Origin of the sequence: Marinobacter sp. MA (genome assembly GCF_048298425.1) — a bacterium.
Lineage (GTDB): Bacteria > Pseudomonadota > Gammaproteobacteria > Pseudomonadales > Oleiphilaceae > Marinobacter > Marinobacter salsuginis.
Window position 1 is genome coordinate 130,943 of record NZ_CP103058.1, and the last position, 13,301, is coordinate 144,243.

Annotated in this window: 12 protein-coding genes; 8 read left to right on the top strand and 4 right to left on the bottom strand. The window is 60.6% G+C overall.

Features of this window, described 5'->3' with window-relative positions:
- Positions 1 to 6 precede the first annotated feature (6 nt).
- Both queC and queE read left to right on the top strand, forming a co-directional pair.
- Positions 7 to 672 carry a 7-cyano-7-deazaguanine synthase QueC gene (queC, locus tag NUW46_RS00555; RefSeq protein WP_305965425.1) on the top strand — a complete coding sequence of 222 codons (666 nt, stop codon included), beginning with the start codon at positions 7 to 9 and terminating at the stop codon, positions 670 to 672.
- Positions 672 to 1,328, top strand: coding sequence for a 7-carboxy-7-deazaguanine synthase (gene queE / locus NUW46_RS00560; RefSeq protein WP_305965426.1), 657 nt, complete (start codon positions 672 to 674; stop codon positions 1,326 to 1,328). The genes queC and queE overlap by 1 nt, the downstream gene beginning before the upstream one ends.
- Here queE and NUW46_RS00565 read toward each other — a convergent pair whose 3' ends face one another.
- The 4 genes from NUW46_RS00565 to NUW46_RS00580 all read right to left on the bottom strand — a co-directional run bounded on the left by NUW46_RS00565 (position 1,329) and on the right by NUW46_RS00580 (position 6,287).
- Positions 1,329 to 2,396, bottom strand: a complete 1,068-nt coding sequence (locus NUW46_RS00565; protein ID WP_305965427.1) for an AraC family transcriptional regulator — start codon at positions 2,394 to 2,396, stop codon at positions 1,329 to 1,331.
- A gap of 156 nt (positions 2,397 to 2,552) precedes the next feature.
- The gene (locus NUW46_RS00570; RefSeq protein WP_418141104.1) at positions 2,553 to 3,440 is read right to left on the bottom strand and encodes an alpha/beta fold hydrolase; all 888 of its coding nucleotides are present in this window, start codon (positions 3,438 to 3,440) and stop codon (positions 2,553 to 2,555) included.
- 135 nt (positions 3,441 to 3,575) lie between these two features.
- Positions 3,576 to 5,336 carry an ExeM/NucH family extracellular endonuclease gene (locus NUW46_RS00575; protein WP_418141105.1) on the bottom strand — a complete coding sequence of 587 codons (1,761 nt, stop codon included), beginning with the start codon at positions 5,334 to 5,336 and terminating at the stop codon, positions 3,576 to 3,578.
- 9 nt (positions 5,337 to 5,345) lie between these two features.
- Positions 5,346 to 6,287 carry a helix-turn-helix transcriptional regulator gene (locus tag NUW46_RS00580; RefSeq protein ID WP_069182504.1) on the bottom strand — a complete coding sequence of 314 codons (942 nt, stop codon included), beginning with the start codon at positions 6,285 to 6,287 and terminating at the stop codon, positions 5,346 to 5,348.
- A gap of 232 nt (positions 6,288 to 6,519) precedes the next feature.
- Here NUW46_RS00580 and NUW46_RS00585 point away from each other — a divergent pair, with 232 nt between their 5' ends.
- The 6 genes from NUW46_RS00585 (at position 6,520) to NUW46_RS00610 (ending at position 13,271) form a co-directional block, all read left to right on the top strand.
- On the top strand, positions 6,520 to 7,803 hold the full coding sequence (locus tag NUW46_RS00585) for an MFS transporter (RefSeq protein WP_222465801.1): 1,284 nt from the start codon (positions 6,520 to 6,522) through the stop codon (positions 7,801 to 7,803).
- Positions 7,804 to 7,964: 161 nt separating this feature from the next.
- The gene (locus NUW46_RS00590) at positions 7,965 to 8,390 is read left to right on the top strand and encodes a MarR family transcriptional regulator (RefSeq protein WP_069182506.1); all 426 of its coding nucleotides are present in this window, start codon (positions 7,965 to 7,967) and stop codon (positions 8,388 to 8,390) included.
- A gap of 3 nt (positions 8,391 to 8,393) precedes the next feature.
- Complete coding sequence (locus tag NUW46_RS00595) at positions 8,394 to 9,785, top strand: DHA2 family efflux MFS transporter permease subunit (RefSeq protein ID WP_418141106.1); 1,392 nt, start codon at positions 8,394 to 8,396, stop codon at positions 9,783 to 9,785.
- 227 nt (positions 9,786 to 10,012) lie between these two features.
- Positions 10,013 to 10,582 (top strand): TMEM165/GDT1 family protein, encoded by a 570-nt coding sequence (locus NUW46_RS00600; protein ID WP_136630955.1) that lies wholly within the window; start codon positions 10,013 to 10,015, stop codon positions 10,580 to 10,582.
- 52 nt (positions 10,583 to 10,634) lie between these two features.
- Positions 10,635 to 11,681, top strand: a complete 1,047-nt coding sequence (locus NUW46_RS00605; protein ID WP_418141107.1) for a L,D-transpeptidase family protein — start codon at positions 10,635 to 10,637, stop codon at positions 11,679 to 11,681.
- A 102-nt stretch (positions 11,682 to 11,783) separates the two neighbouring features.
- The gene (locus NUW46_RS00610) at positions 11,784 to 13,271 is read left to right on the top strand and encodes an NfeD family protein (protein ID WP_418141108.1); all 1,488 of its coding nucleotides are present in this window, start codon (positions 11,784 to 11,786) and stop codon (positions 13,269 to 13,271) included.
- Positions 13,272 to 13,301 lie beyond the last annotated feature (30 nt).

The following is a 13,301-nucleotide window of genomic DNA, read 5'->3' on the forward strand; positions in this document are numbered from 1 at the left end:
GCCCGAATGACAGACACCGTGGTTGTAATCTATTCCGGAGGCATGGACTCCTACACTCTGCTGCATCTGGCCAGGGAACGTGGGCATAAGGTTCATGCGCTGTCGTTCAACTACGGGCAGCGTCACGTCCGGGAGCTGGAGTGCGCGCGTTCGGTGTGTGAGTCGCAGGGTATTCCCCACAAAGTAATCGACATCCGCGCCATGAGTGAGGTGATGGCCGGTTCATCGCTGACCTCGGATCTCGATGTACCGGAAGGTCACTATGAGGAGGACAGCATGAAAGCGACGGTGGTGCCGAACCGCAACATGATCCTCCTGTCGCTGGCAACCGGTTACGCCGTGACGGCGGGAGCCGGCGCTGTGTGGTACGGCGCTCACGGTGGCGACCACGCCATTTATCCGGACTGTCGCCCGGAATTCGTCGAAAAAATGGATGCGGTCTGCCGGGTTGCCAATTACGAACCGGTGGCCATTGAGGCGCCCTTCATGGCCATGGACAAGGGCCAGATCCTGGCCGAAGGTCTCCGCCTGGGCCTGGATTATTCCCAGACCTGGACTTGCTACAACGGCCGTGCACAGGCCTGTGGTCGTTGTGGGTCGTGCGTTGAGCGGCTGGAAGCGTTTGCCACCAATGGTGTGAATGATCCTCTGGACTATGAGGACGCCAGCTGATGTACCGGGTAAAGGAAGCCTTTTACACCCTGCAGGGCGAAGGTGCACAAGCTGGCCGCGCTGCCGTGTTTTGTCGTTTCAGTAAGTGCAACCTCTGGACCGGACGTGAAAAAGATCGTGCTAATGCGGTCTGCAATTTCTGTGATACCGATTTTGTGGGCACGGATGGCCAGAATGGCGGCCGCTTTGAGACAGCAGAAGCCCTTGCCCGTCACATACGGAATCTCTGGCCGGACGCACCCGGCAAGCCCTACGTGGTCTGCACCGGTGGCGAGCCCCTGCTGCAGCTGGATGCTCCCCTGATTGAGGCATTTCATCGGGAAGGGTTCGAGGTCGGGGTAGAAACCAATGGCACCCTGCCAGCCCCGGAAGGCATTGACTGGCTCTGCGTCAGTCCCAAGGCTGATGCCCCTGTGGTTATCGAGGCCTGTGACGAGCTGAAGCTGGTTTATCCGCAGCCCCTGGCGATGCCGGAGCGATTTCTAGGCATCCGCGCGAGCCATTATTTCCTGTCGCCGATGGCCTCACCTTCAATGCCGGAAACGGCGGTGGATGAGATCAAGCAAAGCAACACCCGCCGCGCTACCGATTACTGTCTTGCTCACCCCCAGTGGCGTCTCACCCTGCAGATGCACAAGATTATCGGGATCGACTGATCACCCGGTGGCCAGTGACCGCTCCGCGGGCGTCGAGGCGGAGCGGGTGGGCGCGCTTCGGTAGTGGCTGGGGCTGGCCCCCGTCCAGCGCTTGAAGGCGCGGGTGAAGTTCGCCGCATCGGCGTAGCCCAGGGCATCTGCAATCTGGCTCAGATTCATGCCGGTGCTGCGGAGCAGATCCTGTGCCCGCTCCAGCCGAACCTGGTCCACCAGCTGCTGGAAGCTGGCTTCTTCCTCCTGCAGCCGGCGTTTGAGCGTCCTTTCGGAGACGAACAAGGTGCCCGCAACCCTGGCCAGTTTCGGGGGGAAGGGGTGGCTGGTTTCGATCACCCGCCGAACCCGGCAGGCAAATCCGGCATCTTCGGTCAGCTGCCGCAGGGCCTCCTCGCACTGAGCTTTGGATGAGGCGGCCAGTTGATCGTCGGTAAAGCGCACGGGCAGGTCCAGGCGCGCGGTGGGGATCACCAGGGCATTCTCCGTGGCACCAAACTCTACGGGTACCGGGATCTGTGGTCGGAACCGATGGAAATACGCCGGCTCCGTGCCCCGGCGCACAATTCGCAACCCATCAACCACCGAGCCAGTCAGTTGTGCGCCCATGGAAACGCATCCGAACAGCATGGCGTCCATGATAAATCCGTGCAGGGGGCCGAGATCGATGTCACAACTGACAATGTACCAGGCCAGTTTTCCGGTTTCCCGTTTGCAGACCTGAAGATGGGGTACCCGCAGTGTCAGGTACCGGGTCATCAGCTCCATGGCGTCGCCAAGGGTCCGGCTGCTCATGACCGCCGTACCCAGGGCGCCGTGCAGTGGCAACTTCAGTTCCCGTGCCAGCATGATCCCGAGCCCCGGTTCGCCGCTTTCGATGATGGCCCGGGTAACAAATTCGCTGGCCTGGGTCTGACTGACCCGCAGATCGGTGGATTGCAGGCGGGCCGGGTCGAGTCCGACCCGAAGCAGAAGGTCCTGTTCATCAACGCCGATGGTATTCAGCAGTTCGGCCAACAGATGCAGATAAATGGCCGGCATGCCCAGGTCCTGTGCCGTTGAAACGGAGGCTCGCATGGGGGTTCCTCGTCTTATTCTGTTCTTGTTATGTCGCAGAGCGCGCAGTTTCAACGATTATGGCGGCTACCGGCCCGTTCCCCCATGACTCCACTGACGAAATAAATGGCCTGAAAGGCCAATCAATGGCAGGCAGGCATCTTTGGCCTGACCGGCTTACCGGCCATGGCGGTGGACGAATCGCTCAAGAGTCGCGGCGGATCGCGCGGGTGTCTCCAGCATGGGCAGGTGCCCCACGCCTCGGAATACGTGGATTTCCGCGTCTGGCGTGGCCGAGCCGAACCAGTCGACGCAGGGGGTGGGGGTGATCACGTCCCGATCACCCCACTGAACCTGAAGTGGCGGTGTGTCAGGGCCCAGGTAGCGCGCTGGTGCCAATGCGTCTGCCACCATGTCACTGAAGATGTGACGCAGCGCGTCGGTGCGGCCCAGCAGGTCCGGCCCCAGAAGGCCGGCCATGGCCAGCCCGGAGACCGTGGGCTTGCCGGTGCCGACGCTGTTGAACATGCGGTAGACGCCTTTCCAGTCCTTTGGAATCAGGATGCCGTCCCGGTCGGACCTTAGGGGGGCGTGAATGTCGACATCCTTATGTTCCGGGATTCCAGCGCTGTTGAGCAGCGTTACCGAACGGGGCTTCGGATCCAGTGAGTGGGCGAGCACGGCGGCTATAGCGCCGCCCATGGAACTGCCGGCCAGATGAATATCGTTGGTGTTAAAGCCCGCAAGCCATTGTTCCAGTCGCCGTGCCTGGGTCTCATAGCGGTAACAGGCGTGGGGCCGGTAATCACTCTCCCCGAAGCCAGGCAGATCCGGTACCAACAGATGCCAGTGCCTGGGCAGCCGTTGCAGCCACAGGGCCCAGTTTTCTTTCATGGCGGCAAAGCCGTGAATCAGCACGACGGTAGGGTTCCCCGAGCCGGGAGCGCCCCGCTCCAGGAAAACCATCTTGTGGCCATCCACGAGCGCTGTGCGGCGGCGAGCCTGAAGAAGAAAACGTTGTCCTGTGCGGGCAGCGGGCCAGAGGTTGGGTGCAGGGATTCTCATGGTTGTCAGCGATCACCGGTTTTGGGTCTTCTCGCCAGTCTACCGGTATCGGCCTCCCGAGCCTTGGCCTATACGCCCGCGCGCTCCGGCGCAAGGGCAACCAACGGACGGGCCGCAACGACCAGGGTTCGGGGCTCAGAGCTCCAGGTCGACAATCACCGGGTTGTGGTCGCTTGACCGCCAGGGCCCTTGACCGTCAACCACGTAGTCGCTCTGGTAACCGAAAACTCTGGGCTCATCGGCATTGACCAGCCAGATGCGCGCGCCCACAATCCGTGGTTTCAGTGTCTCGGAGGCCAGGGCGTAATCCAGCGACCCTTTCTCGCCACGGTATCGGTAGGTGTACTGGCGACAGCTGGTTTCGGTGCAGGGATGAAAGTGGTGCACCATGCTGACAAAACCCGCCCTTGCCAGCATCGTAATGGGATGTTCCCGGGCATAGCTGTTCAGGTCACCGATAATCAGGGTGCCGGCGGAAGTGGGGCCTTCTTTACCAATGCCGGGCCATTCAGCCAGCGCTTGTGCTTCGTCCGTTCGCCGGCTGGCGTAACAGCCCTGGCCATCCGCCTGATCCCGATTATCCCCCCTGGCACCCCGACAGGATTTTGATTTCAGGTGAGGCACGATCACCTGGACCGTTGTCTCACCATCGACACGACTGAAATCCTGGGCCAGCGGAGGTCGACCGGCGGAGGCGAAAGGCCCACCGGCAAGCCTTTCGGGTTCACCTAGCATGCGCACCCGGTCGCCGCGATAGAGCAGGCCCGTCCGGATTTCGTCGTCGCCGTCCTGGCCCGGCGTGCTGACAAACCGCCAGGGGCTGCCCAGGGCATCGGCCAGGCTGGCGATGGAGCTGTGCGGACCGTAGCCGTCGTTCTCGAGTTCCGTGACCGCAAGAATGTCCGGGTCCGGTGCCAGTAGCGTTTGCACTAGCCGCTGTTGCTGGCGCTGAAACTCTGCCCATGTCTTAGCACCCCGGGTTGTTGGAAACTCGCCGCCGCGACCATCGCCGTTGAAAAAGTTGCCGAGATTCAGCGCCATGATCCGCACGGAATCACCGGGCGGCGACTCTGGCGCAGGTTCTCTCTCGTTGGTATCCAGAAAGACAGGTTCCCGGGCGGGCTGGATTCTCCATCCATCGAAACGGTAGTCCAGCACCCCGGTGAGCCCCGTAATCTGGTCGCCAGCGCGCACGGATCCTGAGGACAAACCTTCGGGCGGCCAGGGTATGGGCCTCGGATTTCTGATGGACCGATTGTCGTCCAGCAGTACGCGGTTCTGACGGTTGCGGAGGGATGCCCTGTGGGCGCTCTCGCCCGGCGTAAGGTACTCGGTGGGCTGGATCTGATCGGCGCCGGCCAGCGCCAGCTCGCCGTAGCGGTCGAGGTTGTAGTTGTCGACCACCGTCAGGGGCTGGCGGAAGGTCACCCTCATATTCTCCAGGTGTTCCGGATCCACCGTCCACGGCAGCGTCACCGGCATGGCGGCCGGCAGCGCTTCCTGTCCGCACATATCAATGGTCCGGACCGCTACCAGTTCAGTCAGTCCGTGGTATTCCTTCACCTTGCCGGTAACCCGCAGCCGCATGCCGGTTTTGCCGACCTTGCGGTCGGTATAGACAAACAGGGCCTCGGACGTCGTGGGATCATTGTCGGTCTGGTGGTCGGCCTGCTGAAGATAGAAGCCGCCAAACCCGCCTTCTGATCGGGAATCCTGGGTCAGGATACCCTCCACCGTGACCGTCTTGCCTGTCAGAAGTGAGGCCGGGCCGGTCCCTTGTACTTCGGAAATTGGTGTTGCGGGTTTGCCACAGGCTGATTCCGCCGTTGCCGCCATGGGCAGGAACGGCAGAATCAGGAAGCAGAGATAGGAATAGCGTCGAATTTTAGAATTCACACCGGCAGTTTAGCTGAGACCGGCAACGGCCTTCAGAGCCTGTTCACGTTTGCTGCCAAAGCCCAGCTGGTCCGGATTGGCCAGTTCAAGCTGCTGAACCAACGGATCCGGATGCTCGTTGTCGAAGGTGATTCCGAGACGGGACAACACATAGGGAGCCAGTGCGGCGCGGGTGGCAACCTCCAGACGACCATGTTCCATGCCATAGTCCCGGGCGATGATCTGTTGCTGGGCTTCGGTCAGGCGTCTGTCCGGCGTAACGACCAGGGTAACCTCACGGTTCCAGTGCTCGTCCTGCTCCCGGCTGTGCCTGGCCCGCTGCCGCAATGCCTCGGGCGAGGTACGGAAACGGCTCAGGGCGAAGTCCCGGAACTCCCGATTGGAGTCGCACCAGGCACGCAAGTGCCAGCTATTGCCGGCACAAACCAGTGTGTGGGGCTCCAGAATGCTTTCCACCGCTTCAGGTCGACTCAGGGAGGCGTAGCTGGCGCGCAACTGTCTGCCCTGGCGTGTGGCGGTCACCACGGCACGCATGGTTTCCGGTGCAATCACCCGGTTCGGGCCCTGAACCACGGTGCTGTCCGGCAGGTCTATATTCAGTGATTCAAAGGTATTGCTCAGGTTCTGCTGGCGGGCCAGCAGGTCCAGATACTCGTTTACCACGCCACGGGTAACCACCGGACGAAATTTCTCGGCCGGCACGTAGCCTTTCAGATGGCGGTCATAAACCAGATTACCCGGCGCCAGTTCGCGCAAATAGGTGTTGATGTCCTTGGACGCCTGCTGGCGACCGATGCCGAAACTGTGGCAGATGTGGTTGGTGGTCAGGCGACCTTCCCACAGGGCAATGGTTTCGATCAGTCGGTAGCGAAGCAGCAGATCCCAGCGTATGGGCCAGTCCGTTTTTTTCATAACCAGGCGCTCACGGTCCAATGAATAGCTCGCTTTCATGTTACCTGCTCCGGCCCTTAGGGTCTGTTACGGCACATTAATGTAAAACCCTGTTAAACCGCTCTGCGGCGGCCTTTGCAGGTTTTTGTGACGCGGTTAACAGGTTTCGGGAAGTGCCTAGTGGTTTCGTTTTCCGCTCCTGATCTAATACGCGGCCGGCAGAGTCCGGTGCTTGCTGCTATTTTGTCTTTCATCGAAACGAAAATACTCTGTTACGCCCGGAGCTGCTGTAATGACCCGAATGGTCACCTCCCTGTCTGCCCTGATTCTGAGCATCATTCTGCTTGTCAGCGGTAATGCTTTCCTGATGACGCTCCTGGGCATACGTCTGAGTATAGAAGCGATATCACCGGACATAATCGGCTGGATTCTGGTCTGCTATTCCATCGGGTTTGTGCTGGGCACGCTGTATGTCCACCGGATTATAGGCCGGGTTGGTCATATCCGTGCCTTTGCCGTGTTCGCTGCGGGGGCAGCCGTTACCTCACTGCTTTACCCAATGGCCGTATCCGAGATTTTCTGGGCGGTGTTGCGGGTGCTCTCCGGGTTCAGTATTGCGGGTGTGCTCGTGGTGATTGAAAGCTGGTTCTCAAGCCGGGCTACCAATGCCAATCGCGGTGCCTTGTTCGCGGTTTACCAGATAGTGTTTTACCTTTCCGCCGCCGGCGGACAGCTCATCGTAAACGTTGGAGACCCGGCCAACTTCATGCCGTTCTCGATTGCCGCGATCCTGCTGGCACTGGCTTTGGTGCCGCTCTCACTGACCCGCATGGAAGCACCGGTAATCGAGCAGGTCCAGCGCATCTCGATTTTTACCCTGGCCCGGGAATCCTTCAGCGGCGTCGCCGGCGCTCTCATTTGCGGCGTGATGATTGGCGGCTTCTATGCGCTGGGGCCTGTGTACGCAACCCTGGTAGGGTTGGACGTTGCCCGGACCTCCACGTTCATGGCCAGCGCCATTGTTGCCGCAATGATCCTTGCCTGGCCCCTGGGTCGGCTCTGCGACCGTTTTGACCGGCGCCGGGTGATGTTCTGGATTGCTCTGGTGGCGGCCTCCGCCGCAGGCGGTGTTGGCGTCCTTGGGGCTGGCAATGCGTGGCTGTTGACCCTTCTGGTTGGACTGTTTACCGGCCTGTCCGCGGCCCTCTACCCGGTTGCGGTCGCCATTACCAATGACCGTATGGAAAGTTCCCGCATCGTGGCTGCCAGCGCGACGCTGCTGCTCAGTTACGGGGTGGGCAGCGTCATCGGGCCGGTGGTCATGGCTGAACTGATCAACCTTCTCGGGCCCAAAGGCCTGTTCTTTGGCAATGCGGGCTTCCTGGTGCTGCTGGCGCTGATCACCAGCTACCGGATCAGTCATACCGAGGATGTCGCCGTTGCGGATCAGGAGCATTTCGTACCGGCCATGCCCGAAGCGTCGCCGGTTCTTGCCGAGATCGATCCGCGAAATACCGAGTTCCACGAGTCTCCGGAAGTCGAGGAGATGCACGAAGAGCAGCGTCAGGCGAGCTGACGCTGCTTTCGGTTTTCCCCAATTTTGTTTTTACTTCCGTATCTGTTTTTATCACAATGGTTAGCATACTATTGGTGACTTTCCGATAATGTGATGAATTGGCCGAGTGCGCATCAGCGCCCGGCCCGGGCCAGGCCCTTTTTGAGATGGAGTGACGATAAATGAGAGACCAGTTTCCTTTTGCAGTAGCGCGGGTTACCCGACGCTGGAGAAAAATGCTCGATGAGCGCCTGAAGGATCTGGGCGTCACCCAGGCGCGGTGGAGCACCATGGTGTACCTGGAAAAAGGCGGCGAAGGCCTTACCCAGCGTGAACTGGCCAGCCTCATGGCGATCGAGAATCCGACCCTGGTTCGTCTGCTTGATAGCCTGGAGCAACAAGGTTTGATCGAGCGTCGGCCGTGCCCGCACGATCGCCGGGCCCGGCGCCTGCATCTGACCACTGCCGGTCGGGCGTTCATGGATGACCTTTCCGAGCGGGCCGAGGTGTTGCGCGAGGAGATGCTTGAAGGCATCAGCGACAAAGAGATCGAGTGCACCGTGAAGGTCTTCCACAAGATCCTGGAAAACGCCGAAAAGCAGAAGTAATCCTTGGCTGATAACTCGGTTGAGGGCCTGAAGGCGCGCTACGGGGACCGCTGGCGCTGGCTGGCGGTGGCCACGGTGATGATCGGCACCATGGCCACCGTTCTCAGCGCCACCGTGGTCAACGTGGCGCTGCACGATATCATGGTGGAGTTCGGTATTCGTCAGGGTCAGGTCCACTGGCTGGCAACCGGCTTTATCGCGGCCATGACCACCACCATGCTCGCCTCCTCCTGGCTGCTGGATCACTTCGGGGTTCGCAAGACCCTTGCCGCAGCCATGTTTCTCTTTACCCTGATTTCCCTCGCCGGTGGCTTTGCCGAGACACCGGGACAGCTCATTGCTGCCCGGATAGGTCAGGGCGCCATGGCCGGCCTGATGCAGCCCATGGGTATGTACCTGGTGTTCCGGATTTTTCCCCGTGATCGCCGCGGCCAGGCCATGGGGATTTATGGCATGGGGGTGATCCTGGCACCGGCCCTTGGTCCGGTATTGGGGGGCTTCCTGGTTGATCAACTGGACTGGCGCTATGTGATGTTCGCGCCGGCTCCTGTCACCCTGGTGGGTGTTTTCATGGCCTGGCGATTTCTGCCGTTGCCGGTTTCCCGCCCGGCACCCTATCGTTTCGATCTGCCTGGCCTGATCCTGCTCGGATTTACCATCGCCGTGTCCCTTGACACTCTGAACCGGTTACAGCACGCGGCGGGCCAGGAAAACCGGATTCTCGCCGGAACAATACTGGCGCTTGGTGGGTTGTCGCTCTTCGTGCTGCGCGAGCGACGAACAGCGCATCCGCTGGTAAACATGGCCCTGCTGCGCAAACCGGTCTTTGTCTTCGCCTGTCTCGGTGCCGTGGCCCTGGGGCTGGCGCTGTTCGGGTCCACTTACCTGATTCCTCTGTTCGTGCAGACAGCGCTCGGATTCAGCGCGACCGAAGCCGGTTTGCTGATGCTGCCGGCAGGGATTGTCCTGGGTATGACCTTTCCCCTGGCCGGTCGGCTGGCGGACAGGCATAGCGCCCGGGTTCTGGTGGTCTTCGGCATCGGCGCTTTTGCCCTTTCCGCCATGCTGTTTGCGCTGTCCGACCTCGAGCTGGCTTTCGGCTGGCTGGTGCTCTGGACGGTCCTCGGCCGAATCGGGATCGGCTTCATGCTTCCCGCCCTGTCCACCGGCGCCCTGAATCCCCTAAAGCCGCAGGAGCTGGGGGCCGGCTCCAGCACGCTCAACTTCATGCGCCAGCTCGGAGGCGCCTTTGGGGTCAATCTGGTGGCACTGACTGTGGAATTCGGCGAGCACTCCTCCGGGATGCCCACAATCAATGCGTTCCATTCCGCCTGGTGGCTGGTGGCGGTATTCGTGGCGGTGGCTGCGATTCCGGTATGGAGAATGCGAACCTAGGTTGCGGCCCTGCTCCGGATTCATTACTATGCCGACATCTCTTCAGGGGAGTAGCCTCCGCACCGGAACTGCCGGTCGGATGATAGTCAACATACTTGGGGCCAAATCCCCATGGCTATCATGTTTCACCGAGATTCCGGTGATATTGGCAAGACCTGAGGCGGTTTCACCTCCATTGGGCGGAAGGTGGGCTGCCTCATGTCTGGTTATCCGCCCTGGAGCTTTTCATGGACGCTTTCCTCGCCTCAACGGTTGCTGTTGCCATAGCGGAAATTGGTGACAAGACCCAACTGCTTTCGCTGTTCCTGGTTGCCCGCTACGCCACTCGCCTGCCCATTATCCTCGGCATTTTTGTCGCAACGGTTCTCAATCATGCCCTGTCGGCCTGGCTTGGTGCCTGGGTGGCTTCCTTCATTCCACAAGCCTGGTTACCGTGGATTCTGGCCGTCAGTTTTGTTGCGATCGCGCTCTGGTTGCTGGTGCCGGACAAGGATGACAGCGAGGATTCAAAGTTCCTGGGCATGGGGGCGTTCATGGCCACCACCATCATGTTTTTCCTGGCGGAGATCGGCGACAAGACCCAGGTGGCGACCGTTGTTCTCGCCGCCCGCTTTACCGAAACTTTCTGGGTAATTCTGGGCACTACGGTGGGGATGCTGTTGGCCAACATACCGGTTATCATGGCAGGACGCTGGCTGATGGAGAGGTTGCCCCTCGCCACAGCGCGGATTGGTGCAAGTGTGCTGTTCGTCGCGCTTGCCGTCGTAACAGTATGGGCTACCTATGTGAACTCCTGAGGGTACTTGCTGTCACTGTACCCGGTTGCCTGATGCTTTCGGAATGTTTTCTATGTGGTTCAGATTTTTAGCGGTTTTTTCCCTGGCGCAATTCCTCGTGTTCCCGACCGCAGGGTCGGCGGAACCCCTGGACGCCGCCAGCGGCCCGGAAGCTCCGGAAGCGCCGGACAGAAGCCCCCGCGTGCCCACCTTCCCGGTTCAGGGTGATCTGGCCGGTGAGCTTGGTGTTTTTGAAACCCGCTATGAAGACACCTTTGCCGGCATCGGTAACCGGTTGGCGATGGGCTATCTGGAGCTGGTGAAGGCCAACCCCGGTGTGGACCCGTGGCTACCCGGAGAAGGTACCACCATCACCCTGCCGCGCCAGTATGTGCTGCCGGATGCCCGGCGCGAGGGTATTGTCATCAACCTCGCCGAGTATCGTCTCTATTATTTCACCGATGGGGGTGTGCAGGTGTACCCCGTGGGCGTCGGTACGGCGGAGAATCCATCCCCCCTGACCGACGCAGAGGTCACCATGCCACTGGAGTCTCCAGCCTGGTATCCGCCGGCGAGCATCCGGGCGGAATACGAGGCGTCCGGTGAATATTTGCCCCGGATGATTCCCCCCGGTCCCGGCAATCCGCTTGGTACCCATGCCCTGTTGCTGAGTGAAAAAGGCTATCTGATCCACGGTACCAACAAGAAGTTTGGCGTGGGCATGCCGGTCAGCCATGGCTGCTTCCGGATGTACAACGAAGATATTTCCCGGTTCGTTTATCAGGTGGAGAAGGGTACGCCGGTTCAGGTTGTCCACGATGCGGTGAAGATCGGTTTTTCGAATGGCGAAGTCTGGCTTGAGGTGCATCGCCCCCACGAAGACTACCCCCGTGAGGATCGGGATCGGCTCTGGAACCAGGTGTTTGCCGAAGTCGAAGCCTTCCGCAGCCAGCACCCGGGAGTCGAGGTCAAGCGTGGCGCCATTGAGCTGGCAGTGGACCAGGCCGATGGCCTGCCAACCATGATTGGTGAACGTGTGACCCGAATGGCCGCCGACAAGACCGTGGAAGAGAAATCGCCGGAACCGACGGGCGAACCTGAGCAGCGGCTATACTTCTAAGTCAGGTGTCCGGGCACGGGTGCCGTCTTGCAGGGAAAAAACCGCGGCCACTGAGCCACCGTATATCCAGGCATTGAAGTTGTTCCGGTCCAGGGAGGCATTATGCAGGCACACCATCCCGTGCGATCACCGAATCCCGCCCGCCTTCGGCTCTGGGCCCTGGTGCTGCTGACAGGCGTTATGCTCGCACTGGGTTCTCTGGCACATCAGGTCTTTGCCCAGCAAAAATCATCCCAAACGGCCCTGGTACTTACTGTCGAGGGCGCCATTGGCCCTGCCACCATGGACTACGTCACCCGCGGCATTCGCAGGGCTGAGTCCGAGGGCGCTGGTCTGGTGATCATCGAAATGGATACGCCGGGCGGTCTGATGGACTCCATGCGGGATATCATCAAGACGATTCTTGCCTCTGAGGTTCCCGTGGCTACCTATGTCTCTCCGCAGGGCGCGCGGGCGGCCAGCGCTGGCACCTATATTCTCTACGGAAGCCACATTGCCGCCATGGCTCCGGCGACCAACCTGGGCTCGGCGACGCCGGTCCAGATGGGCGGTCTGCCGGGTAGCCCTGAACCGGAGAGCGATCCGGCCCCCGGCGAGCCGAAATCCGGGGAAGGTTCGGATTCAGACTCCGGTTCTTCGTCGGACGGCGAACAGCAGGCCGGCGACGATGACGGCAAACGGCGCGGCGGTACCGCCATGGAGCGCAAGGTTCTGGAGGATGCGGTCAGTTACATTCGCGGGCTGGCCGAACGTCATGGCCGCAACGCCGACTGGGCTGAAGAAGCCGTCCGTGAGGCTGTGAATCTGGGTGCCGATGAGGCCCTTGAGAAGAACGTTATCGACGTGGTTTCGCCCAACATCCGGGATCTGCTCCAGCAGGTGGATGGCCGCACCGTTCGGATGGCGTCGGGCGACACGACCCTGAACACGGCCAGCCTGGAAATTGTCAGGTCCCAACCGGATTGGCGCACGCGCCTGCTTTCCGTGATCACCAATCCGAACGTCGCCTATTTCCTGATGATTATCGGCTTCTACGGCATCATCTTCGAGCTGGCTAACCCCGGTGCGGTGGTGCCGGGCGTGATTGGTGCCATCTCTCTCATCCTTGCGCTCTTCGCTTTCCAGGTCCTTTCGGTGAATTACGCCGGTCTGGCACTGATTCTGCTCGGACTGGCGTTCATCGTGGGCGAGGCCTTCGTGCCCAGCTTCGGGATACTGGGGGTTGGCGGAATAGTTGCCTTTGTTACCGGCTCGATCATCCTGATGGACGGCAGTCACCGGGATATTTCCCTGCCAACGATCGGAGGCACCGCCGTGGTGGCTGCCGGGTTTATCCTCTGGACGGTGACCCGGTTTATCGGTCTGCGTCGGCGGCATCCGGTCAGTGGCACCGAACAGTTGACCCATGAAGAGGGCGTGGCCCTGGATGAGTTCTCCGAAGAACATGGCCACTACCGGGGCCACGTGCGGCTCAGTGGTGAACGTTGGAATGCCATCAGCGAGGGAGCCGTCAAAGCGGGCGACCGGGTTCAAGTGACAGCGATTGAGGGTTTAACGGTAACTGTCAGGGTCATTCCGGACAACGATTGAACCTGCAGACATAGTAACGGCAATACAAGG

What these genes read in the sequence shown, in the direction of transcription:
- NUW46_RS00610 (WP_418141108.1), top strand. Translation starts at nt 11,784, where the DNA reads ATGCAGGCACACCATCCCGTGCGATCACCGAATCCCGCCCGCCTTCGG.
- queC (WP_305965425.1), top strand. Translation starts at nt 7, where the DNA reads ATGACAGACACCGTGGTTGTAATCTATTCCGGAGGCATGGACTCCTAC.
- NUW46_RS00580 (WP_069182504.1), bottom strand. Translation starts at nt 6,287, where the DNA reads ATGAAAGCGAGCTATTCATTGGACCGTGAGCGCCTGGTTATGAAAAAA.
- NUW46_RS00585 (WP_222465801.1), top strand. Translation starts at nt 6,520, where the DNA reads ATGACCCGAATGGTCACCTCCCTGTCTGCCCTGATTCTGAGCATCATT.
- NUW46_RS00565 (WP_305965427.1), bottom strand. Translation starts at nt 2,396, where the DNA reads ATGCGAGCCTCCGTTTCAACGGCACAGGACCTGGGCATGCCGGCCATT.
- NUW46_RS00605 (WP_418141107.1), top strand. Translation starts at nt 10,635, where the DNA reads ATGTGGTTCAGATTTTTAGCGGTTTTTTCCCTGGCGCAATTCCTCGTG.
- NUW46_RS00600 (WP_136630955.1), top strand. Translation starts at nt 10,013, where the DNA reads ATGGACGCTTTCCTCGCCTCAACGGTTGCTGTTGCCATAGCGGAAATT.
- NUW46_RS00590 (WP_069182506.1), top strand. Translation starts at nt 7,965, where the DNA reads ATGAGAGACCAGTTTCCTTTTGCAGTAGCGCGGGTTACCCGACGCTGG.
- queE (WP_305965426.1), top strand. Translation starts at nt 672, where the DNA reads ATGTACCGGGTAAAGGAAGCCTTTTACACCCTGCAGGGCGAAGGTGCA.
- NUW46_RS00570 (WP_418141104.1), bottom strand. Translation starts at nt 3,440, where the DNA reads ATGAGAATCCCTGCACCCAACCTCTGGCCCGCTGCCCGCACAGGACAA.